This window comes from Chryseobacterium nakagawai (assembly GCF_900637665.1).
GTDB lineage: Bacteria > Bacteroidota > Bacteroidia > Flavobacteriales > Weeksellaceae > Chryseobacterium > Chryseobacterium nakagawai.
On sequence record NZ_LR134386.1, the window covers coordinates 420651 to 442674 of the forward strand.

Sequence of the window (22024 nt, forward strand, 5' to 3'; positions counted from 1 at the left end):
ATGAAATTCAATAAAAAAAGGTATAATAATACTTGAAATAGGTCTTTTTTTGTTTTTTAGGAGCCGGGAACCTGCTTTTGCTACTCGCTTTTTCTTAGTTTCGGCGGCGGCTTTGCCGCCGCCGAAACTAAGAAAAGAGCTCAAACATACCGCTCAATCAGGGCTATTGACTGCTGCGCCTCTACAACCCTAACAGGTTTCAAAAACCTGTTAGGGTTAGAATAAGAATAGCCTCTTACATTTTTAAAGCTTCTCTCTGAAACAAGAATCAGTAGAAAATTTCTACTTTTGCCCCATGTTAGAAATTCTTTATCGCGACGAGCATATTATTGCCATCAATAAGCCCAGTGGATTATTGGTTCACAAATCCTTCTATGCAGGTGAAGCAGATACCTATGCTATTCAGGAATTACGAAAGCAGATTGGACAAAAAGTGTATCCTGTGCATCGTTTAGACCGCAAAACTTCTGGAGTTTTATTGTTTACCTTAGATAAAGAAACGCTTAGAATCATGAGCGATCGTTTTGCAACCAGAGAAGTGGAAAAAAAGTATATTGCCATTTTACGAGGCTGGGCCAAAGAAGAAGAAACCATCGATTACGACTTGGTTAATGAAAATGAAGTCAAGCAAAACGCGATTACTTATTATCATCTTTTGCAAAAAACAGAAATTGATTTGCCTTTTTTAAAACATCAGACTTCGAGATATTGTTTAGTAGAAGCCATTCCTGAAACGGGAAGATTTCATCAATTGAGAAAACATTTTAAACATATCCTACACCCAATTTTGGGTTGTCGCAAACACGGATGTAATAAACAGAATAAACTGTGGCTTCAAACATTTGGTATCAACAAAATGACCCTTCACGCCCATCAATTAATTTTCAATCATCCTATCACCAACGAAAAAATGATACTGAATGCTACAGTAGATGAAGAGTTTAAAAGAGTAGGGAATCTTCTTAATTTTGATTTAACTGCGTATTCTCAATCAACAACCAAAGAGGAAGACTAATCCTTGACAAGGATCTTTTTTGATTAATTTAATTTTCTACTATAGATGCTGTATATCAAACATTTTGATAAAATATCATAGGTTAATCTGCCATTAATTTTAAAATGAGTAATTTTGTAAAACTTTTTTTCAATGTACAAATCGCTCATTCGTCCGATTCTTTTCAAATTTGATCCTGAAGAAGTACATCACTTTACTTTTTCGATGCTTAAGAATTTTGGATTTCTTACTAAATTATTTTTCCCCAAACCTATTGAAGACAAACGTCTGGAAAGAGAAGTTTTCGGATTGAAATTTAAAAATCCTGTAGGACTGGCTGCCGGTTTTGATAAAAATGCCGTCTTGTTCAACGAATTGGGAGACTTAGGTTTCGGGTTTGTAGAAATTGGAACAGTTACCCCAAGAGCTCAGGCAGGAAATCCTAAGAAAAGATTATTCCGTTTGATTGAAGATGGTGGAATTATCAATAGAATGGGATTCAACAATGATGGGTTACAGGCTGCGATTGAAAAACTGAAATCCAATAAAGGAAAAATAATCATCGGTGGAAACATCGGAAAAAATACAGATACAAAACCTGAAAACTATACACAGGATTACCTGGATTGTTTTGAAGGTCTTCATCCGCATGTAGATTATTTTGTACTCAATGTGAGCTGTCCGAATGTTGGAAGCCATGCGAAGCTGGAAGATGTGGAATATCTGCGTGAACTGATTACGGAGGTAAAGAAAATCAATCAGTCAAAATCCGTACAGAAACCTATATTACTTAAAATTGCTCCGGATCTTAATGATGTACAATTGGATGAAATTATAGATCTTATTGCAGAAACTAAAATAGATGGTGTGATTGTTTCCAATACTTCTGTCAACAGAGAAGGATTGAAGACCTCTCCAGAAGTTTTAGAACAGATCGGAAACGGAGGATTAAGCGGAAAACCGATTCGTGAGAGAAGTACTAAAATGATCAAATATCTTTCGGATAAAAGTAATAGGGCATTTCCGATCATTGGAGTAGGAGGAATTCACTCTGCAAAAGATGCGATTGAAAAATTAGATGCTGGGGCAAGCCTGGTTCAGTTATATACCGGATTTATTTATGAAGGACCACAATTGATTAATGAAATTAACAAAGAAATTTTAAAAAGAGCAAGCAGATTGCCAAGATAAATATAGAGAGACCATCTGGTCTCTTTTTTTGTTTTCGCTACGGATACACAAATTTTCATTAATGCTATCTGCTATAAATTCATATAAGAACCTTTATTTTCTAAATGCATAAATAAAAAAATTCTTGCATTCACGGCAAGGAAAAATATGATGTTAGATAGAATCCTTTTTATTTTGACTTTGTTACAGCAGCATTTTTAATATCAACAGTTAGTCTATAAGCTGGAGAAGAATTCGATTTTCCGATTTTATACATTATCGTTTTGTCATCCTTTGATTTTATTTTGATGGTGTCATAGATATTTTCCAGACAGCTTTCAGTAAGGAATTCTTCATATCTTTTATAATTCCAGTCTTTGGTAAAATAAAGAACCCGATAGCCTTTTTCACCCTCGCTGGCTCCGCATCTTCCACAAGCATTAAGGTTGGATGAATGTTCAAAATACAGTAAAACCCGGTTCCCTTTTTCTCCGGAAATGTAGGAAATCAGTTCATTCCCTCCATATTGATTGATGATATCAAATGTATTGATTCTTTTATGGTTAGGTAAGATTAGATAATTATTGTAACGATAGATCATATCATTGCCGGTGAATAATTTAGCAGACTGAACTTTATCTTTATTATCCAAATAAAAACTTCCTGAAATAGGATTTTTCTGAGTTTGATCCTGCCCAAATAAGATCGTTTCTTTGGGAGTGAAATTTTTGACAATTTCAGCTGTTTTTTCAACGTCCTGTGGCGAGTTGATTTTTTCTTTAAACTGGTTGGAAATCTGTTTGTGCTTAGGACCAAAATTATACAATGACAGCTTACCATAATCATAAAGTCCTGTTAGAGGAATTTTCTTCTGGTATTTATCGTAGTAATACCAACCCTCCACAAAATGCTGGTATAAATTGCAATCCGGAATGCCGTCATAATGAAGCTCCAGTGTAATGGGAGCACCTGCAATTTCTCCCTTAAAGATTTGAGAAGAATCTGTGACGGTTTTTAATTCTACTTTTTGGCTTTTACCCGGAAGGAAAAAGGAAAGTAAAAGAACAATAAGAAGTTTTTTCATGGTTGTATTACCGTTTTTAAATAAAGAAATGGGCAATGGTATAAATGATAAGTCCCACCAGACCTCCTACCAAGGTTCCATTAACACGGATGAACTGAAGATCTTTTCCTACTTCCAGTTCCATTTTTTCGCTCAATTCCTTACCCTTCCAATTGCCCACAGTAGTACTGATGAGGTTTCCGAATTGATGCGTGTTTTTCAAAATATATTTATAGGCCGTTACCCGAACCCAATGATCGATTTTATTCTGAAGATTTTCATCGGTTTTTAAATTTTTAGAAAACTCATTCAGGTTTTTGGAAAGATAATTTTTCAAGGCAGAATGGTCTTCCTGCAGCTCTTTCATCAGTGTTTTTTTGATAGAGACCCAAATATCATTGGAATACTCATCAAGCTTATCATTTTTAAGCAATCCATCTTTAATGGTTTTAAATTCCTCCTCCCATTTAGGATCTTCTTTAAGATCAACGGAAAATTCATGAATTTTTTGAGTAATTAAAGTTCTTACTTCATGTTCCGGATCTTCTTCTATTTCTTTGAAAAAATCAGACAGCCCATCTGCAATCTTATCTGCAATTTTATTATCAACAAAAGAGGGGATGAAAGTGTAACTTCCTTTCTTTACCCGGTCTTTAATCATTTCATCATTTTGAATAATGTATTCCTTGATCTGTTTGGAAAGATTGGTAATAATTCTCTGATGGTCATTTTTTTCCAGGATATAATGAATACCATTTCCTACCACTTTGTTAAGTTTGATATCATCTGTCATTTCTGATACCTTTTTACTGATGAACTGACTCACAGTAGAATCGTCAAGCTTATTGAGGATATCAAGAATAATATCTGACAGGTTTCGGATCAGAATATCCTGATTCTTTTCTTTGGCAAGCCATTCGCCTGCAAAGCCGGAAACCTTTATCTTTTGAATGTAGGGCCGGATATTTTGAGGGGAAAGAAAATTACTAACGACAAAGCTTCCCAGATTGTCTCCTAATTTTTGCTTACTGTTTTCAATCAGATTGGTATGAGGAATTGGAAGCCCCAATGGATGGCGGAATAATGCCGTTACGGCAAACCAGTCCGCTAAGGCTCCTACCATGGCAGCTTCTGCAAAAGCACGTACATAGCCAATCCAATGAGAAGAACTGGACTTCTGCATAATGGTGGTTACAATGAAAATAAGAGCCATCAGAACAAATAGCCCTGTAGCAAATGCCTTATATTTTCTAAGCTGTTTTCTTTTTGCTTCGTCATTCATATTCTCAAATTTACTAAATTTGGTTATGAAACCATTCAATGTTAATAAAGCTTTTATTAAACTTTAAAAGTTAAAATTTACGATGAAATTTTTAATTTCAACCATCATATTAATTGTTCTGCAGGGATGTAGGCAGAAACAGCAACCTATTAAAATCACTTCTATGGAAAATAAAGAAGCAAAAAACAATCCATATTACTCAAGAACCGATACTACGAAATTGACTATTTCAAATGAAGAATGGAAGAAAGTTCTGGCTCCGGATCTTTATGCAATAGCAAGAGAAGCGGCTACAGAAAGAGCTTTTACCGGAAAATATAATGATTTTGATGAGTTAGGAGATTATTATTGTGCGGTTTGTGGGAATCATTTGTTCCGTTCCACATCAAAGTTTTCAAGCAGCTGTGGGTGGCCAAGTTTCTTTGAAGCAGATAAAGAAGGTGTATACTACAAAAGAGATCAGGCGTATGGAATGGATAGGGTAGAAGTACTTTGCAAAAGGTGTGATTCTCATTTGGGACATGTGTTTGATGACGGTCCAAAGCCTACAGGATTGAGGTATTGCATGAATTCCGTTAGCCTGGAATTTGTTGGAGATTCTCAAAAATAACGGGCTTTATTTCACAGAATCAGGACGTTAAAGTTTCTTAAATTCAGTTAAACTTTGTAGACTTATAAGTGGCTGATAGCGATGTTTTTATAATTTTGCCCCACTAATTTGGTACTAATATATTATTGAATGAAAGGATTTTATGGCGTAATAGGCCTTGTTTACATGGTGACGACTTCATTCTACATTTCTCCGAAAGCGGTGGTGAAGAATGAAAACGTCAACATAACAAAGACAGAAAGAATAACTGACACGAAATCTGAGAAAAATACTACTACGGCAGTATCTTCTTCAGAAGCACTCTACCAATCCATTGAATTTGACCCTGAGCATGAACTGAACTATGAAGTTTTTTCTAAAGCATTAACAGGATTTGAAAACCTAAAGAAAGCAGGATTGCTTACTGATGAGTCGCATTTATTGACTATCTGCGATTTTTCTATGTCTTCTAATACCAAAAGACTTTGGGTCATTGATCTTAATGACAAAAAAGTAGTATTCAACTCATTGGTTGCCCACGGTAAAAATACAGGCGAAGAATTTGCCACGAATTTTTCTAACACGGAAAGTTCGCGACAGAGCAGCATGGGATTTTATATCACAGATGCAACGTATCAGGGAGATAATGGATATTCATTGAGATTATTAGGAATGGATAAAGGATTCAATGATGCTGCGTACAGAAGAGCAATTGTAATGCATGGTGCAGATTATGTAAGTGATGCATTTGCAGCGGTACATAAAAGAATCGGAAGAAGCTGGGGATGTCCTGCTGTTCCCAGAGAACTCTCACAATCAATGATCAATACGATAAAAGGAAGAAATCTATTATTCATCTACTATCCTGATCAGAATTATCTTTCCTCTTCGGAATGGTTAAAAGCATAAACGGAAAAGCAGTCTGATCAGACTGCTTTTTTATTTTTAGATGAAAATTCTATAGTGAATGTACTTCCCTGAGAGACCTCAGAATCTACATAAAGGTTTCCTTCATGAATTTCTACAATTCTTTTTACGATAGATAGCCCAATTCCGTTTCCTTTTTCAAAGTTTTTATTGGAACCTCTGTAAAACAGTTCAAATATTTTTGTGAGATCCTGTTCAGACATTCCTACACCTTGATCTACAAAACGGATTTTTATCGATGAGGTATGGGCTTCAATTTCTACCCTACAGCTTTTATCATTGGAATATTTACAAGCATTTTCCATAAGATTTGAAAAGGCTACTTGCAGTAAATAAGGGTTGCCATACCCATCATAATTGCTTTCCTCTTCATCATTACTTATATAGTTGATTCCGATTTTATAGTGGATGTTTTTTTTGATCAGTGCCAGCTTTGCCTCTGCTAAAATTTCATCTAAACGAATATTGGTAAAGCTGATCTGTGAAACATCATAACTGGCTCTCGCAAAATCTAAAAGCGCTGATGAAAGCTCTGAAGCATCATTAGCGTCCTGAAGAGCATTGTCAATAGAAAGTTTATAATCATCCAATGTTACATTCAGTTCTTTTGCAAGTTCGAGTTCTGCAATCAGGGTAGAAAGTGGTGTACGGAATTCATGAGAAATGGTCGTCACAAATTGTTTATGATTGTTAAATGATTTTTCTAGCCTGTTAAAAGTAGAGTTAAAAGTTTCGGTAAGCTCGTAAATTTCATCTTTGGCTTTCGGAACATCCAGACGCTGGTTGAGATTATGTTCTGAAATATCCCGGATTTGAAGAATGATATCTTTCAGAGGCTTCAAAGTATAATAGGAAAAAAGAAACCCGATAATGAAAATAACAATAACCGAACTGATATAAATAATAATAATATCTTTCTTAAACTCGGCGATATGGGCATTCCCGGTTACATCTACTGCACTTCCGATGATATAATAATCTTCTCCAGCCGATTTGAATTTAATGGCGATATACTGGCGATCATCCTGTTGCCAGAATATTCTGTTTTTGTTGGATTTAATGATTTTATCGAGATATTTTTCATTGCTTTTTAAAGGCGGGATATCAGTAAATGTCAGGTCTTTTTTGCTGTTGTAAACGCTGATATCAGCCTCATTCAACAATCTCTGGTTTCTTTGATGCAGTTCACGGATCTTTTCATCACTGATTCGGACATCAAAAATAAATTCGGAGCGCCAGATGACTTTATATCCTAAACGATCATTAAACTCATCTTCTCTGTTTTTTTCAGAGACCACATAGAGCACATAAGCAAACATAAAGAGAATGCCTGCCGTAAGAATGGCGTAAATTAATGCTGTTCTGGTGGCTATTTTCATAATTGTGAAGCGAAAATAAATCCTACGCCCGGTTTGGTGTGAATGAGTTTAGTGTCAAAATTCTTATCTATTTTTTTACGTAAATAGGCAATGTATACATCAATATAGTTGGTTCCTGTATCAAAATGATTTCCCCAGACATTATCCGCAATTTCTTCACGGGTAAGAATTCGTTCCGCATTACTTACAAGAAAAACCAGGAGTTTGAATTCTTTTGGAGTAAGTTCTATTTCTTCATTATTTCTGAAGACACGGTTTATTTTTCGATTAATCTTAAGATCATGATATTCCAGATCAATAAGGTAAGTTTCTTTGGCTTTGTTTGAACTTCTTTGGAGAATAGCCTTTATTCTTACAAAAAGCTCTCTTATTTCAAATGGTTTTACCATATAATCATCGGCACCGGCATCAAATCCTTCTACCTTCTCATCAATGGTTCCCAATGCTGTAAGCATGATAATTGGGAGGTCAGTATATTTCTGTTTAATGAATTTACACAAGTCTATGCCGTTCATTTTGGGAAGCATAATATCTGTAATAGCCAAATCAAAAGTTAATTTACCAAGCAGCGCAATAGCATCTTCTGCATCTTCAGAAATATATACCTGATAGCCCTGGCTTTCTAACCCTCGCTTTAACAGACTTGAAACCCGTGAATTATCTTCTATTATTAAAATTCTCATAAGGAAATATTAAAAGTGTTGAAGGCTGATTTTCAGTTCAGTATTTTGTTTTTAAAATATTGATTTCCAGCTTTCCTAAAGCCCTTTGCAAAGGTATTTCTTATTTTCTTTTTATGGTAGCAGATTAACTCTTTTAATAGTTTTCTAAAAGGTTTCTAATAGATTTCTAATAACGGTGTAGGCCTTCCCGATCTAATTTTGTCCCGTTGAAATCAACAAAAAAGATTAGAACAGAAAAATATGAAGACAAGATCTTTCAGAACCGGAATCGCTTTATTTGTCCTGTTGGGAATTACGGGAAAATTAGAAGCTCAGAAAAAAAATGACTTTAATAACCCGGGATTGACTCATTATTTTAATGATGAACATTCCCGGTATATCTCCCTGAGTGGTTATGCAGAATTATGGGCAAGATATGCTCAGCTTAACCCCGGAAGCCTTATCAATAACGAAGCAAAAACGGATGTTTCTGACCTTTCTCTTCGTAGAGTTCGGGTAAAAATGACGTACAAGCCTACTGAAAAATTAATGTTTGTTCTACAAGGAGGAACTACCAATATCAATGTCAACGCAAAAGGAAGTAATTATTTTGATTTATTGGATGCTTATGCAGAGTATTCTTTCAGTGATAAAATCGCTTTCGGGGCTGGGCGTTCTACCTGGAGAGGTCTTTCAAGATTTACAACAGGCCCTTTGAATACGTTGCTGTATGATTTACCGGCTTATGCAACAGCTAATGCAGGAGCTACCGATTATACGGTACGTGAGCTGAGTGCATATGTGAAAGGTCAGCTGGGAAAATTTGATTATCGATTGGTTGTTGCTGATCCTTATACTATGGCAACTTCAGATCCTAAATTTAATGTGGCCACCTTTAGTAAGAATTCTCCAGGAAAAGATTTCTCAGGGTATTTCAGATATGCTTTTTTAGATAAAGAAAATATTTCAACGCCATTTAATTCAGGTACCTATGTGGGGAAAAAGAATGTCTTAAGCTTAGGAGCAGGTTTTGATTACATTCACAATGCCTTATGGCATCAAGATGCTGCTAAAAATACAGTCAATGATGATATGAAGAGCTTTGCGGTAGACTTATTTTATGATGCTCCTTTAAATAAAGAAAAAGGAACCTCAATAAGTGCTTACGGAATGGCAATGCATAATGACTATGGTCCTAATTATATCCGTTATGTAGGGACGAATAATCCCGCAACTTCGGTAGATGTTACACAAGCAAGTCTAAATGGTGCAGGAAATGCAATGCCGGTTATAGGAACAGGAAATACGTATTATGTACAATTAGGAGGAACCCTTCCTTATTTAGATAAAGAAAAGAAAAACCTTCAGCTTCAACCTGCTGTTGGAGTACAGTTGTCCGATTTAAAAGGGTTTCATGATAATGCTGTAGTCTATGATGCAGGAATATCATTGCTGATGAATGGAATGTCTTCGAGATTAACCTTTGACGCTCAGAATAGACCGGTCTACACTAATGATCCTTCAAATAATGCGGTTGTTTCAGATAGAAAATGGCAGTTTGTCCTTAAATACAGAATTGATTTTAATTAAAATATGTGACTATGGAAAGAAGAAAATTTTTATTCCGCTCTGTACAGGCTTCGGCTCTGTTACTTATTTCCGGAAATATGCTGGCATCTGCTTTACCCATGTTTAATCCTATAAAAAAGAAAAAAATGTACTTCCATTATTTATTATTCTGGCTAAGAAAAGATCTTTCAGATCCAGAGATCAAAGAGTTTGAAAATTTTTTTGAAGGCCTTAAAAAACTTCCTTATCAGAAAAACCTCCGCTATGGAAAACCGGCAGCCTCAAGTCCTAGAAATGTTTTAGATAATACATTTACCTACAATGCATCTATGGAATTTGATAGTCTGGAAGAACTGGAAGCTTATGGCCAGCTTCCTGAGCATCTTGCATTGGTACAAAAATATAAACCATTCTTTGAGAGAATGTTAGTTCACGATACTGTATATAATTAAAAAATAAAATTTAAATTTATAATGAAAAAAATAGGTAAAGGGCTTAGCCTTGTTTTAGCATTAAGCACCGTAGGATTTATGAATGGACAACATAAAAATCATAAAAATGTGAGCGTAACCACGGAAGCATCTACAGAATTTATTCCTGCCATAAGATTAATTAATAATCCGGATGGCTCATGTTCTTTCGAAAAAGGAAAGATTCCGACGCTGAAACACATGAATACAACTACTTTCTGGATGAGTAACAAGACTGAAGAATGGGAAAAAAATGCCCATCCTGCTCCAAGAAGGCAATATGTTATTACTATCAAAGGAAATATCAGATTTAAAGTAACAGATGGCTCTACTTTTATGATTAAACCTGGGGTAGTACTTCTTGCTGAAGACCTAAAAGGAACAGGACATAGCTGGGATATGGTGAAAAGTAAAGAATGGGAAAGATTATATATCCCAATTGCTGAAAATGCTGATGACTTTTTTGTACGTGATGGTCAGTAACTTTTAATACAACTCTTTATAGAGTATATAGATTCGTTATGTTATGAAGCAGCCAATTGGCTGCTTTTTTATTTTAAAGAATTTATTGTAAATATTCTTTGATAACGGTTCTGGCTTCCTCAATGCTATTGCTGATTCGGGCAATTATTTTTCCGTTTTCGTCAATGATAAAATGAAGAGGATAGCTTGTAGCGTTTACCTTCTTTTGGAAGTCTTTGTTTGTATCAAAGAAATTAACCCAACTGGCATTGTTTTTCTTTAGAATATTCTTTGCAACCTCCATTCTATTGAGTTTTTGCTCGTCGGTAATCGTAATGAAATTTACATTTTGGCCTTTATATTCATGATAGAGTTTCACAACTTCGGGCATACTTTTTATGCACGGGGCGCAAGTAGTTGACCAATAGTCAATAAACGTTAATTTATATTTCTTAAAGTCTTCAGAAGTCAACTTATTTTCCTGGTCAAAATAAATATCAGGTATTTTTTGCCCAATAGAGGTAGACTGTTCTGCTTTTAAACGAGCTTCAACACCTTTGTATAATTTATTTTGTTTAAATTTTGCTGAAAATAAATTCAAGTTTTTCAAGTAAGCAGGGTGGTAATTTTCAAGAGTATAATCATTCACAATTTCCCATAATGCAACATACGAATTGGGATTTTTCCTTATATATTCCCCTAAAAACTGCTGTTTTTTCTCCATGTTTATCAAACTGTCGCGTTGATGGGAACCTTTGGATTTGATATAAAACTGTTCCAATGTTTTTTGTAAATCTTTATATTCTTTATTGGTTGGAGAATCTATATTTAGCTCCAGATTATTAATATTTTGAGGTAAATCAATTTTATATATTCCTTTTTCTAAGAAAAATATTTTTGTATTATAAACTCCCTCACCTTTTTTTCTTATATAACTAAAGGCTACAGGCTGAGGATATTCTATAAAACCATTGACAATATTTTTCTTTTGAATTTTAAAATAATAAATTGAATGATCTGTCTTGAACTTTTTCCCAAAATCAGAAATATTTTGGTTCGTTTGTATTTTAAATGTATAAAGATCTCCAAATCCATTTCTTGTCATCGGAGCTCCGAACATGAGACTGTCATTAATATATGAATTTGAACTGAAATCAATTTCAAAATTATTCTGAGAATAAATAAAATTTGAAATGAGAATTAGTAATACATAGTGAAATTTCTTCATAAAATAATTTGTACGAAACTAACTTACAAAAAAATTATACACAAAAATCCCTGTGCTTTAAAAACACAGGGATTATAAATATTTTCTTGTATTTTGTCCTTCGGACTCAATAAGAATGTATTGTTCAATTTCCGATTGAAAAAACTCTCAGAATGTTATTTTAAAAATTAAGAAAACTTCTTAAAAACTAAAGTAGCATTGTGTCCTCCAAAGCCAAAAGCATTGCTCAATGCAAAATTGATCTCTTTTTCCTTAGCCTCTCCGAAAACAATATTAATATCTTTCGGAATGCTCTCATCAATGCTGTGAAGATTGATGGTTGGTGGAATAATACCATTCTGAATAGCCTTAATAGAAAGGATGGCTTCAACAGCTCCGGCAGCACCTAATAGGTGCCCGGTCATTGACTTCGTTGCACTGATATCAAGATTTTTACTTCCTTTAAAAGCATTATTAATGGCTTTTAATTCAACCAGATCTCCTAATGGAGTAGAAGTAGCATGTGGATTAATATAATCAATGTCCTCTATATTAGCACCTGCTTCTTTTATGGCTAAATGCATTGCCTTGATGGCTCCAACCCCTTCAGGATGAGGTGCTGTCATGTGATATGCATCTGCCGTCATGGCTGCACCTGCTAATTCTGCATAGATTTTTGCTCCTCTAGCCACTGCATGTTCGTATTCTTCAAGAACCAATGCTCCTGCGCCTTCACCCATTACAAAGCCATCTCTTTCTGCATCATAAGGACGGCTGGCTGTAGCAAAGTCATCGTTTCTTGTAGACATGGCCTTCATAATAGAGAACCCTCCTATTGAAGCGGGAGTAATAGCAGCTTCAGAACCTCCACTGATGATTACTTTAGCTTTCCCGAGACGGATGTAATTGAAGGCATCCATCAATGCTGTATTTCCTGTTGCACAGGCAGAAACGGTTGTATAATTGATCCCCTGAAGTCCGTATTTCATGGAAATCATCCCTGAAGCCATATTGGCAATAAATTTAGGGACAAAGAACGGATTAAAACGAGGAGTTCCATCACCCTGTGCAAAATCCATTACTTCCTTTTCAAAAGTCCACATTCCGCCCTGTCCTGTTCCCCAGATTACTCCTGAATCGAAAGGATCCATTTTTTCAAGGTCTAAGCCGGAATCCTGTATTGCCTCTGCTGAAGCATACATTGCATATTGTGTAAAAAGATCACTTCTTTTGATTTCGTTGTGAGTAAGATGTAGCTTCGGATCAAAACCTTTTACCTCACAAGCAAAGTGTACTTTAAATTTTTCTGAATCGAAATGAGTGATTAACCCTGCTCCGCTAGCTCCGTTAATACTGTTCTGCCAAAAATCTTCGACATTATTTCCCAAGGGTGTCACTGCGCCCAATCCTGTAATGACAACTCTTTTCATATTGGTTGATTATTTAAAACTGATTAGATTTTCATGAGGTAAAGTGTTTTTACCCATGCTTCATTTCACTGCTTTTCTTTATCATTCTGTTTTCCGTTTGCAATATTATCATTTTTCTTTCGCTGCAGACGAATAAACAGGTGTATTATTTATAGCATAATGAATGTTTTTTTAATAAAAATAGCTGGAAACTACTTTTCTAAGATCATTGTTACCCCTTGTCCGCGGGCAGCACAAATGGAAATAAAACCTTTTCCGCTTCCTTTTTCATTCAGGAGTTTGGCTAAGGTGGCTATTATTCTTCCGCCTGTTGCTGCAAAAGGATGAGCGGCTGCAAGACTTCCGCCTTTTACATTGAGTTTACTTCTGTCTATCTTTCCAAGGGCTTTTTCTAGTCCGAACTGTTGAGCCAGATCATCATTTTCCCAAATTTTGAGGGTGGCCAGCACTTGAGCAGCAAAGGCTTCATGAATTTCGTAATAGTCGAAGTCTTCTAAATTCATTCCTGCTTTTTTTAGCATTCTTTCTGCTGCGAAAACAGGAGCCAATAACAAATTCTGTTTGTTTTCAACATATTCTATCCCAGCAAGCTCTGAAAATGTAATATAAGCTAAAATAGGAAGATTATTAGCTTTAGCCCATTCTTCACTAGCTAATAAAACAGAAGAAGCTCCATCTGTAAAAGGAGTAGAATTTCCTGCTGTTAAAGTTCCGTTTTGCTTATCAAAAGCTGGTTTTAATTGGGATAGTTTTTCAAGGCTGGTATCACGACGTAGATTATTATCTTTCTCCAAGCCATAGGCAGGGGTAATCATATCATCGAAGAATCCCTCATCATAAGCTTTGGCCATATTCTGATGACTTTTCAAAGCCAATTCATCCTGATCTTCCCTTGGAATTTTATAATATTTTGCTGTTATTTCAGTATGTTCTCCCATTACCAAACCTGTCTTCGGTTCCTGGCCCTTGTAAGGGATGGGCATCCAGTCTTTTAGCTTTGGACTTAATAACTGTTTTATTTTTCCAAATGCAGATTTTTCTTTATTTGCTTTTAAAAGAGCTTTTCTCAATCGGGGAGAAGATTCAAAAGGAATATTACTCATGGCTTCTACACCACAGGCAATACCACTTTCTATTTGTCCAAGAGCAATTTTATTTCCGATATAGATAGCCGCTTCAATTCCTGTATCACAAGCCTGTTGAAGATCGCAGGCAGGAGTGGCAGGGTTCAATGATGTATTCATTACCGTTTCTCTGATGAGATTGCTTTCAGAGATATGTTTGATAACTGCACCACCAGCTACTTCTCCAAGTAATTTACCCTGTAAGTGATAACGGTCTATCAAACCATTCAGAGCAGCCAGTAAAAGCTCCTGATTACCTTTTTCCGAATAGGCGGTATTCATTCTGGCAAATGGGATTCTGTTGTATCCTACAATAGCCACTTTTTTTGTTTCCATAGTATGCAATTTATGATGGAATAATTGTGAGTTCATGATCTATCATATCTTTTACCTTATCCAGAGCCTGGTTCAGGAATCGTTCATCATCCATGGTTTTTGAAAGTAAGATTCCCCCTTCAATAAGCATGATAAACAAAGACGCATATTTATCAGCATTTATTGAAGCTTTCAATTCACTGTTTTTTTGTCCCTGAGTGATCACTGCAGATATTTTCTCCGTCCATAGGGTAAATGATTTCTGAACATATTCTTTAAGTGCAGGGAAGGAATCATCAGCTTCCGTTGCGGCATTCATTAGAGGACAACCTCCGTTTGAAAATACAGAACGCCAGTTTTTCCTGTAGAAAGATACAAAAGCATGAAGTTTATCGGTTGAGGTTGAGTATTGATCTCCAAGTGAATGGTTCATTACCTTACTTAGCAGTCCTGCATTATATTTATACACTTCAATAGCTACCTGATCTTTGTTTTCAAAGTTTCCATAAATGCTCCCTTTGGTGAGTCCGGTTACCTGGGTGATATCTGATAAAGACGTAGCACTATAGCCTTTGGTATTGAACAAAGTAGCCGTTTTCTCAATGATAAATTGTTTTGTCTTTTCCGCTTTTGACATTTTAAACACTTAATTATGATGCAAATATACAAAAATATACCAAGTGGTATATTTTATTTTAAAATGAAGTCTGAGAACATATAAGAACTCAGACTTATTGTATTAATAGATGAGCTTTTTAAGCTAGCGTGGCATTCAGGGTAATTTCAAAGTTAAATGCTGCACTTACAGGACAACCTTCTTCTGCAATCTTTGCATATTTCTGAAATTCTTCCTCAGAAATTCCGGGAACTTTTGCGGTAAGGGTCAATTCAGATTTGGTAATTTTTCCAATGCTTGGATCAAGCGTGATGACTGATTTGGTGGTTAGTTCTTCAGGAGTATAACCCGCTTGAGAAAGTTCAGCACTTAATTTCATCGTAAAACATCCTGCATGGGCAGCAGCCAATAACTCTTCAGGATTGGTTCCTACACCATCCTCAAAGCGGCTGCTAAAAGAATATTGTGTTTGGTTTAAAGTAGTGCTTTGTGTAGTGATATGGCCTTTTCCTTCTTTAATGGTGCCGTTCCAAACGGCTGTTGCGTTACGTCTCATACTGTTAGGTTTTGATTAATATTAATTGATATTGATGTGAAAATATATTTACCTGATGAAAATTGTTCTGTATAAAGATACAAAAAAGCAATGCTTGAAGGAGATTAAATTACAGAAGCTTGATTTTATTCTGATATACATACCAAAATGAGGTAAAAAAAACGATTAATATGTTTTTACATTGATATTATTTTATCATTTTTACAAAGATTTGTACTGCGAACGATATTTAACCTTTTTTCTAAATTGGCTGCATGAACGGACTAGAAAATATTCTTAGAGAAATAACTCCACTATCTCCTGAAGACAGTTTTCTGGTGTTTGACAGGATCAAGGCTTCATTTGATTTCCCCTATCATTATCATCCGGAGATTGAAATTAATTTTGTGTACAAAGGAAAAGGATATCGCAGAATGATTGGGGACCATACAGGGGAGATCGGAGATATTGAATTGGTTTTAGTAGGACCGAATTTACCACATTGTTGGGCCAATTATAAATGTAAGAACAAGAAAACTCACGAAATTACCATACAGTTTAATCAGGATTTTTTTAATCAGGCATTGATGCAAAAAAATATTCTGAAACCAATTAATCATCTGATTAAGGATTCGATCAGAGGAATTTTATTTTCTACGGAAACTGCTGAAAAACTAAAAGATTCGTTTCTCAATCTATCCAAAATGAACAGTTTTGAATCTTTCATAGAAATTATGAAAATTCTCAACGAGTTAGCCATTGCAGAAGATAAAACGCTTTTGTCTTCTTACAGTATTGAGCTTGAGACTTTTGATGATAATGATAAAATGAAAGTTATCCACGATTTTGTTCATAAGAATTTTGAGAATAAAATAACATTGGATACGGTAGCTTCATTGGTTAATATGAGTAACGTAACATTCAACAGATTCATTAAAAAAAGAACGGGTAAAACGTTTATCAATTATCTTAATGAAATCAGAATAAGCTATGCTGCCCGCTGGCTGATGGAAAAAAATCTTACTGTGTTTGAAATTGCTTTCGAAGCTGGGTTCAATAATATCGCGAACTTTAATAAAGTCTTTAAATCAATTAAAAAGACGACTCCTACTGAATTCAGAGAACAGTTTAAAGGAGTTAAAAAAATTGAATAACGTTCTCCTTCTATTTTTGCTTTACTCATTGAGTTCTATATTTCCCAGTATACTTTCATATTGAATGTTAAAAAATAAGAAATAATTCCTTTTTTTTGATTGTTTCAATTTGGGTTTAATTTTCTGTTAATTAGATTGTTATCTGTTTTTAAATTAATCGACTGAAAAAATAATATCGTTTTATGATAAAATAGTATTATATCGGACTGATTACAAAATTTAGATTTGTTAATGTGAATTAAATCTTAACAAAACTTTAAATAATTTAATACATAAACAGCAAAATATTGCTAAAAAAATAATAAAATTTTAGGTATTAAAATATAAAGTAATGACACTGATTCTCAATTAAATCTAACTAATCTAAACCTTATGAGAAAAGCAGTTATACCGGTTCTATTTGTTTTTTCCCTTTCTGCCACTGCACAGGAAAAAAAAGCGGCCGACACTACGAAGACAACCGATATCCAGGAGGTCGTAGTTACCTCTTTGGGGGTTAAAAGGCAGGCTCGCGCTCTTACTTATTCCAGTCAGCAGATTGGCGGAGATGAGCTTACAGAAGTGAAAACTCCTAATTTTTTAAACTCAATCAGCGGAAAAGTTTCCAATGTACAGATCAATAGAACTAACGGTGTAGGAAGTTCGGTTAGGGTTTTAATGAGAGGAAATAAATCTGCTAATAGCAGTCAACCTTTATATGTAATAGATGGTATTCCCATTATTAACAGCGTTGGAAAATCTGCAGAGGCGAGCCAATACTCTACAATGCCGGATGCAGGAGATGTATTAAGCTCCATCAATCCAGATGATATTGAAAGTATCAACTTCTTAAAAGGTGCTTCCGCTTCTGCTCTTTATGGTTCTATTGGAGGGAATGGTGTAATTCTGATTACCACTAAAAAAGGAAAAGCAGGTAAAAGTTCTATAAGTTATAACACTAGTTTTACAGTAGATCAAGCCTATAGTCTTCCTAAATTACAACATAGTTATCTATCTTATGATCCTTCAGTCTCTGGACAAACTCCTGGTGTTTCCAATGAAAGCTGGGGAGCAAAAGGAGCTTCTAAGGATTATCTAAAAGATTTTCTACAAACTGGTACTACATGGGTTAATAGCCTTTCTTTTCAGTCAGGAACCGAAAAATCAACAAATTATTTCTCAATAGGGAATACCACAAATAAAGGAATTGTTCCTTCTTCTTATTTCGATCAGTACAACGTTTCTTTTAGAAATTCCAGTAAATACCTGAATGATAAGTTAACTCTGGATGCTAATTTTATTGGCTCTTTACAAAACAGCATCAATAGACAGACTCCTGGTGTTTCTTTTTCACCGTTAGTGAGTTTATACTGGTTACCGAGAGGAGTAGATTTTGATCAATATAATAATAGTAACTACTACTATATAGACAAATCGAGATTATTGCCTGGACAAAATTGGTGGGCAATAGGACCAGACGGAAAATTCAATGGAAATCCTGCAACACAAAACCCTTACTGGATATTAAACAGAGATAAAGTTACCGTTAACAATAAAAATACATATAGCGCTATATCATTAGCATATCAAATCAATCCGTGGTTATCAGCAAGAGTAAGAGGGAATTATAGCTGGAATATTACAGATAGCCAAAGAGGTGTTTCTGCCTACTCAGATCCAATTCTGATAACGAGCAACGGAGAAAATGGAAGATTTCTTCAAAACAAATACGAAAACTCTTCTACTTATGGTGATGTTTTATTAGTAGGGAGTCCAAAATTAAGTGAAGACATTTCATTAGACTTTACAGTGGGTGGAAGTATCAATACCTCAAGAAATACAGTAACTGAAATTGATAATGCTTATTTGGCAATTCCGAATTTGTTTACGCTTAGTAATCTGCAGTGGAATGTAGATAGAGGAGTAGGAGATGGTTTTCATAATATAAGCTATAGTACCAAAAAACAAATACAGTCGGTTTTTGCAAGTGCATCTTTGGGGTATAAGAATATGTTCTTTGTGGATATGACTTTTAGAAATGACTGGGATTCCACTTTGGCTTATACAGGAACCAGTGGATATGATTATGAATCTGTGGGTGCTAACGCTGTATTATCTTCAATCTTTAAACTTCCTGAAGCCATTAGCTTTTGGAAAATAAGAGGGTCCTATGCTACAGTAGGATTAGGACTGCCCGCAAATTTGACAACGGCTATGATTCCATATAATAGTGTTTATGGATACAATGTTGATGCCGGTCAAATTGTAAAACCTAAATATTCACTTGTAACAAATCCTGCTTACAAGGAATTATTTGTAAAACCAGAACTTAATAAGACTTTTGAAGCTGGAACTGAACTAAGATTGTTTAAAAACCGTTTAAGTTTTGATATCACCTATTATAATTCAAATGCTTCCAACCAGCTTTTGCCTCTTAATATTGACTCTAACTTAGGAGGTTTACCATCCGGTTCCTATTATATAAATGCCGGAAAAATACAAAATACAGGTTTTGAAGCTTCTCTATCCTATAAAATATTTGATTCAGAAAAATTTGGATGGACGGCTAACTTAAATGGTTCTGCAAACAAAAATAAAATTGTAGAATTGTTCCCTTCTAGGCTCAGTGGTCTTGAAAATCAGCTTCTTGCACTTACGGGTGGTGGTATTTATACAAAACTTAAGTTGGGCGGATCTTTCGGAGACATTTATGGGGTTAAATTTTTGAGAGATGATCAGGGGCGAATTTTAGTAGATGCTGATGGAAAACCTATGGCAGATAAACAGATTGGTTATTTAGGGAATCCTAATCCTAAATTTATGTTAGGATTTAATAACTCTTTTAATATTGGAAAACTGGGAATTTCTTTTCTTATTGATGGGAAATTTGGAGGTCAGGTTCTCTCTCTTACAGAAAAAGCCAATGATTTACTTGGGGTAAGCCAGAACAGTGCTTCAGCCAGAGATGCAGGAGGAGTAGCTATCCCGAATGCGGTATATGCACCAGGAACACCAAATGCAGGAACTGCCTATACTGGATTAACGGATGCTAAAGCTTATTATAAAGCGGTAGGAGCAAATCAGGAAGGAGCAGGAATTGATGAAGCCTATATCTATAGTGCAACCACTGTAAGGCTGCGCCAGGCATCTATAGGATATACTTTTGATATCAAATCTAGCTACCTAAAGAATGCAACGGTAAGTATCGTGGGAACAAACCTATTTTTCTTTTATAAAAAAGCACCGTTTGATCCTGAACAGGTTTCAGGAAACACACCTGGTGGTGTAGGAGTAGATTCTTTTGGTATACCTATTACCAGATCTATCGGATTATCACTAAAAGCTAACTTCTAAATATTGAATACTAAAATGAAAATAATTAATATTAAAACTTATATACTTGGAGTAGCTGTGCTTTTTTCTGCCTCCAGTTGTATCGGAGACTTTGAAGAGTTTAATCAGCAGAAAGTTGGAGGTCCGGAAAATTTTTATGCAGATTTTACAGCCATTGTAAATCCTATGAAAGACATCCAAAGAGGTTTTCAGTCAGATTATCAGTTAGCGACCAATCTCAATGCAGATATGTTTAGTGGAATGTTTAGTACGGCATCACAGTTTAATGGAGGAACGAATAATCTTACTTATTTAATGATGGATGGCTGGAATAATAGAATCATTGCAAGACAGCGTGATGTTTTTAATAATTCTATTGTCATAGATGACGCGGCAAAATACAATTATCCCGGAATAGATTTTACAGCAACTTTTGCAGTTAAAAAAATATTAAAAATCCTTACAGCAGCAAGAGTTTCAGATCGCCATGGACCTGTAGTGTATAGTAAATATGACACTCCTAATGCAAACGGGATTACAGATTTCGATTCTCAACAGGATGCTTACAACAATTTTATTACTGATCTTACCACTGCTATTTCTGATTTGCAAAAAGTACAAAATACTCCAGCAACACAGAATGTAGAAGATAAAGCTGTCGTAAAAAGAGCAGATTTGATCTATGGTGGAGATATTGCTAAATGGACAAAACTAGCCAACTCTCTAAAATTGAGATTTGCTTTGCGTATGAGTTATGCTGATCCCGCAAAATCAAAAAAATATGCTGAGGAAGTTTTTGCTTCTTCCGCAGGATTAATATCTGATAATGCAGATAATGCATTGATAAGTGTTGGGCAGCACGAATTAAGTTTTATTATCTATTCATGGGGAGATTGCTCTATAGGGGCACCCATAATGGCTTATATGAATGGCTTCAAAGACCCTAGAATTTCGGCGTATGCCAATACCGCAAAAGATCCGGCAACCTTTATAGCGGGTAAACCTCAATATATAGGAATACGCCAAGGTATTGATTTAATCAATGGGCAGCCAACCTATGGAGGATATTCTCAACCGGCAGCAAGAGCAGCAAGTGGAGATTATTTCTCTGGGACTGATGGAAAATTCAAATTGTTTACTGCCGCTGAAACTTGGTTTTTAAAAGCTGAGGCAGCTTTAAGAGGATATTCGGGAGCAGGTGATGCGCAAGCTAATTATCAAGCGGGTATCACTCAGTCTTTTGGAGAATGGGGGAAAAGTTCTGATCTGGGTGCTTATCTTGCAGATGGTGTTTCTACAGAAGCTCCTTATATTGACCCTAAAAATGCAGCCAATAACGTTCTTGTGGGAGATGCTCAGTTAAGCACCATTACCATTGCCTGGAACAACAGCGATTCGAACGAAAAGAAACTTGAAAGAATCATCACTCAAAAATGGTTGGCTCTTTATCCGGATGGCCCTGAAGCATGGGCTGAACAAAGAAGAACAGGATACCCAATTTTGTTCAAAGTCAGAAAAAATGATAGTGGAGGATTAATTAGTACAGATCAGATGATTAGAAGAATTCCGTTCACAAATGATACAAAAAACTCGACTTTCAATTACTCACAAGCTGTTCAGCAATTAGGAGGCCCTGATAATGGAGGAACCAAGCTATGGTGGGATAAAAAATAATCAAATCACTTCAAAATACAGAGACATCTCATAAAGGATCATCATTCAGGCAGGAGATAAGCGTAGGATCTCCAAAAAATTTATAGTTTC

General features: G+C 35.3%; 19 protein-coding genes. 10 read left to right on the forward strand and 9 right to left on the reverse strand.

Annotated elements, in window-relative coordinates; genetic code table 11:
- Nucleotides 1-295 precede the first annotated feature (295 nt).
- The gene (locus EL260_RS01965) at nt 296-1015 is read left to right on the forward strand and encodes a pseudouridine synthase (RefSeq protein WP_123858615.1); all 720 of its coding nucleotides are present in this window, start codon (nt 296-298) and stop codon (nt 1013-1015) included.
- Between the two features lie 132 nt (nt 1016-1147).
- Nucleotides 1148-2185: a quinone-dependent dihydroorotate dehydrogenase gene (locus EL260_RS01970; protein WP_123858616.1), complete on the forward strand. Its 1038-nt coding sequence runs from the start codon at nt 1148-1150 to the stop codon at nt 2183-2185.
- Nucleotides 2186-2354: 169 nt separating this feature from the next.
- Here the strand turns inward: EL260_RS01970 and EL260_RS01975 are convergent, their stop codons facing one another.
- Nucleotides 2355-3248, reverse strand: coding sequence for a hypothetical protein (locus EL260_RS01975; RefSeq protein ID WP_123858617.1), 894 nt, complete (start codon nt 3246-3248; stop codon nt 2355-2357).
- A gap of 16 nt (nt 3249-3264) precedes the next feature.
- Complete coding sequence (locus EL260_RS01980; protein WP_123858618.1) at nt 3265-4509, reverse strand: DUF445 domain-containing protein; 1245 nt, start codon at nt 4507-4509, stop codon at nt 3265-3267.
- An 82-nt stretch (nt 4510-4591) separates the two neighbouring features.
- On the opposite strand from EL260_RS01980, the gene msrB reads away from it, so the two are divergent.
- Together msrB and EL260_RS01990 are read left to right on the forward strand one after the other, a co-directional pair.
- Nucleotides 4592-5119 (forward strand): peptide-methionine (R)-S-oxide reductase MsrB, encoded by a 528-nt coding sequence (gene msrB / locus EL260_RS01985; RefSeq protein WP_123858619.1) that lies wholly within the window; start codon nt 4592-4594, stop codon nt 5117-5119.
- A gap of 129 nt (nt 5120-5248) precedes the next feature.
- A complete protein-coding gene (locus tag EL260_RS01990; RefSeq protein ID WP_123858620.1) occupies nt 5249-6007 on the forward strand; it encodes a murein L,D-transpeptidase catalytic domain family protein in 759 nt (252 codons plus the stop codon).
- 17 nt (nt 6008-6024) lie between these two features.
- On the opposite strand, the gene EL260_RS01995 is transcribed toward EL260_RS01990, so the two are convergent.
- Both EL260_RS01995 and EL260_RS02000 read right to left on the reverse strand, forming a co-directional pair.
- Entirely contained in the window at nt 6025-7404 is a 1380-nt protein-coding gene (locus tag EL260_RS01995; RefSeq protein ID WP_123858621.1) for a HAMP domain-containing sensor histidine kinase, read from the reverse strand.
- Nucleotides 7401-8087, reverse strand: a complete 687-nt coding sequence (locus EL260_RS02000) for a response regulator transcription factor (RefSeq protein WP_123858622.1) — start codon at nt 8085-8087, stop codon at nt 7401-7403. The genes EL260_RS01995 and EL260_RS02000 overlap by 4 nt, the downstream gene beginning before the upstream one ends.
- 240 nt (nt 8088-8327) lie before the next feature.
- On the opposite strand from EL260_RS02000, the gene EL260_RS02005 reads away from it, so the two are divergent.
- Genes EL260_RS02005 through EL260_RS02015 form a run of 3 tightly spaced genes read left to right on the forward strand, consistent with a single transcriptional unit; the run spans nt 8328 to nt 10588 of the window.
- Nucleotides 8328-9656 carry a hypothetical protein gene (locus EL260_RS02005; RefSeq protein WP_123858623.1) on the forward strand — a complete coding sequence of 443 codons (1329 nt, stop codon included), beginning with the start codon at nt 8328-8330 and terminating at the stop codon, nt 9654-9656.
- Between the two features lie 11 nt (nt 9657-9667).
- Nucleotides 9668-10087, forward strand: coding sequence for a Dabb family protein (locus EL260_RS02010; RefSeq protein ID WP_123858624.1), 420 nt, complete (start codon nt 9668-9670; stop codon nt 10085-10087).
- Nucleotides 10088-10108: 21 nt separating this feature from the next.
- Nucleotides 10109-10588 (forward strand): cupin domain-containing protein, encoded by a 480-nt coding sequence (locus EL260_RS02015; RefSeq protein WP_228445275.1) that lies wholly within the window; start codon nt 10109-10111, stop codon nt 10586-10588.
- 82 nt (nt 10589-10670) lie between these two features.
- Here the strand turns inward: EL260_RS02015 and EL260_RS02020 are convergent, their stop codons facing one another.
- From EL260_RS02020 to EL260_RS02040, 5 genes are all read right to left on the reverse strand, one after another.
- The gene (locus EL260_RS02020) at nt 10671-11795 is read right to left on the reverse strand and encodes a TlpA family protein disulfide reductase (protein ID WP_123858625.1); all 1125 of its coding nucleotides are present in this window, start codon (nt 11793-11795) and stop codon (nt 10671-10673) included.
- 167 nt (nt 11796-11962) lie between these two features.
- On the reverse strand, nt 11963-13204 hold the full coding sequence (fabF, locus tag EL260_RS02025; protein WP_123858626.1) for a beta-ketoacyl-ACP synthase II: 1242 nt from the start codon (nt 13202-13204) through the stop codon (nt 11963-11965).
- A 191-nt stretch (nt 13205-13395) separates the two neighbouring features.
- Nucleotides 13396-14664 carry an acetyl-CoA C-acetyltransferase gene (locus EL260_RS02030; protein WP_123858627.1) on the reverse strand — a complete coding sequence of 423 codons (1269 nt, stop codon included), beginning with the start codon at nt 14662-14664 and terminating at the stop codon, nt 13396-13398.
- A 10-nt stretch (nt 14665-14674) separates the two neighbouring features.
- Complete coding sequence (locus tag EL260_RS02035) at nt 14675-15280, reverse strand: TetR/AcrR family transcriptional regulator (RefSeq protein ID WP_123858628.1); 606 nt, start codon at nt 15278-15280, stop codon at nt 14675-14677.
- Between the two features lie 118 nt (nt 15281-15398).
- Nucleotides 15399-15815, reverse strand: coding sequence for an OsmC family protein (locus EL260_RS02040; RefSeq protein ID WP_068940661.1), 417 nt, complete (start codon nt 15813-15815; stop codon nt 15399-15401).
- A gap of 254 nt (nt 15816-16069) precedes the next feature.
- Here EL260_RS02040 and EL260_RS02045 point away from each other — a divergent pair, with 254 nt between their 5' ends.
- From EL260_RS02045 to EL260_RS02055, 3 genes are all read left to right on the forward strand, one after another.
- Nucleotides 16070-16948 (forward strand): AraC family transcriptional regulator, encoded by an 879-nt coding sequence (locus tag EL260_RS02045; protein WP_123858629.1) that lies wholly within the window; start codon nt 16070-16072, stop codon nt 16946-16948.
- A 372-nt stretch (nt 16949-17320) separates the two neighbouring features.
- Entirely contained in the window at nt 17321-20281 is a 2961-nt protein-coding gene (locus EL260_RS02050) for a SusC/RagA family TonB-linked outer membrane protein (protein ID WP_123858630.1), read from the forward strand.
- A gap of 15 nt (nt 20282-20296) precedes the next feature.
- Nucleotides 20297-21934, forward strand: a complete 1638-nt coding sequence (locus EL260_RS02055) for a SusD/RagB family nutrient-binding outer membrane lipoprotein (RefSeq protein ID WP_123858631.1) — start codon at nt 20297-20299, stop codon at nt 21932-21934.
- Nucleotides 21935-22024: the final 90 nt, after the last annotated feature.

Excerpts from the sequence above, each read along its gene's own strand:
- EL260_RS01965 (WP_123858615.1), top strand. The coding sequence starts at position 296 with ATGTTAGAAATTCTTTATCGCGACGAGCATATTATTGCCATCAATAAG.
- EL260_RS01970 (WP_123858616.1), top strand. The coding sequence starts at position 1,148 with ATGTACAAATCGCTCATTCGTCCGATTCTTTTCAAATTTGATCCTGAA.
- EL260_RS01975 (WP_123858617.1), bottom strand. The coding sequence starts at position 3,248 with ATGAAAAAACTTCTTATTGTTCTTTTACTTTCCTTTTTCCTTCCGGGT.
- EL260_RS01980 (WP_123858618.1), bottom strand. The coding sequence starts at position 4,509 with ATGAATGACGAAGCAAAAAGAAAACAGCTTAGAAAATATAAGGCATTT.
- msrB (WP_123858619.1), top strand. The coding sequence starts at position 4,592 with ATGAAATTTTTAATTTCAACCATCATATTAATTGTTCTGCAGGGATGT.
- EL260_RS01990 (WP_123858620.1), top strand. The coding sequence starts at position 5,249 with ATGAAAGGATTTTATGGCGTAATAGGCCTTGTTTACATGGTGACGACT.
- EL260_RS01995 (WP_123858621.1), bottom strand. The coding sequence starts at position 7,404 with ATGAAAATAGCCACCAGAACAGCATTAATTTACGCCATTCTTACGGCA.
- EL260_RS02000 (WP_123858622.1), bottom strand. The coding sequence starts at position 8,087 with ATGAGAATTTTAATAATAGAAGATAATTCACGGGTTTCAAGTCTGTTA.
- EL260_RS02005 (WP_123858623.1), top strand. The coding sequence starts at position 8,328 with ATGAAGACAAGATCTTTCAGAACCGGAATCGCTTTATTTGTCCTGTTG.
- EL260_RS02010 (WP_123858624.1), top strand. The coding sequence starts at position 9,668 with ATGGAAAGAAGAAAATTTTTATTCCGCTCTGTACAGGCTTCGGCTCTG.
- EL260_RS02015 (WP_228445275.1), top strand. The coding sequence starts at position 10,109 with ATGAAAAAAATAGGTAAAGGGCTTAGCCTTGTTTTAGCATTAAGCACC.
- EL260_RS02020 (WP_123858625.1), bottom strand. The coding sequence starts at position 11,795 with ATGAAGAAATTTCACTATGTATTACTAATTCTCATTTCAAATTTTATT.
- fabF (WP_123858626.1), bottom strand. The coding sequence starts at position 13,204 with ATGAAAAGAGTTGTCATTACAGGATTGGGCGCAGTGACACCCTTGGGA.
- EL260_RS02030 (WP_123858627.1), bottom strand. The coding sequence starts at position 14,664 with ATGGAAACAAAAAAAGTGGCTATTGTAGGATACAACAGAATCCCATTT.
- EL260_RS02035 (WP_123858628.1), bottom strand. The coding sequence starts at position 15,280 with ATGTCAAAAGCGGAAAAGACAAAACAATTTATCATTGAGAAAACGGCT.
- EL260_RS02040 (WP_068940661.1), bottom strand. The coding sequence starts at position 15,815 with ATGAGACGTAACGCAACAGCCGTTTGGAACGGCACCATTAAAGAAGGA.
- EL260_RS02045 (WP_123858629.1), top strand. The coding sequence starts at position 16,070 with ATGAACGGACTAGAAAATATTCTTAGAGAAATAACTCCACTATCTCCT.
- EL260_RS02050 (WP_123858630.1), top strand. The coding sequence starts at position 17,321 with ATGAGAAAAGCAGTTATACCGGTTCTATTTGTTTTTTCCCTTTCTGCC.
- EL260_RS02055 (WP_123858631.1), top strand. The coding sequence starts at position 20,297 with ATGAAAATAATTAATATTAAAACTTATATACTTGGAGTAGCTGTGCTT.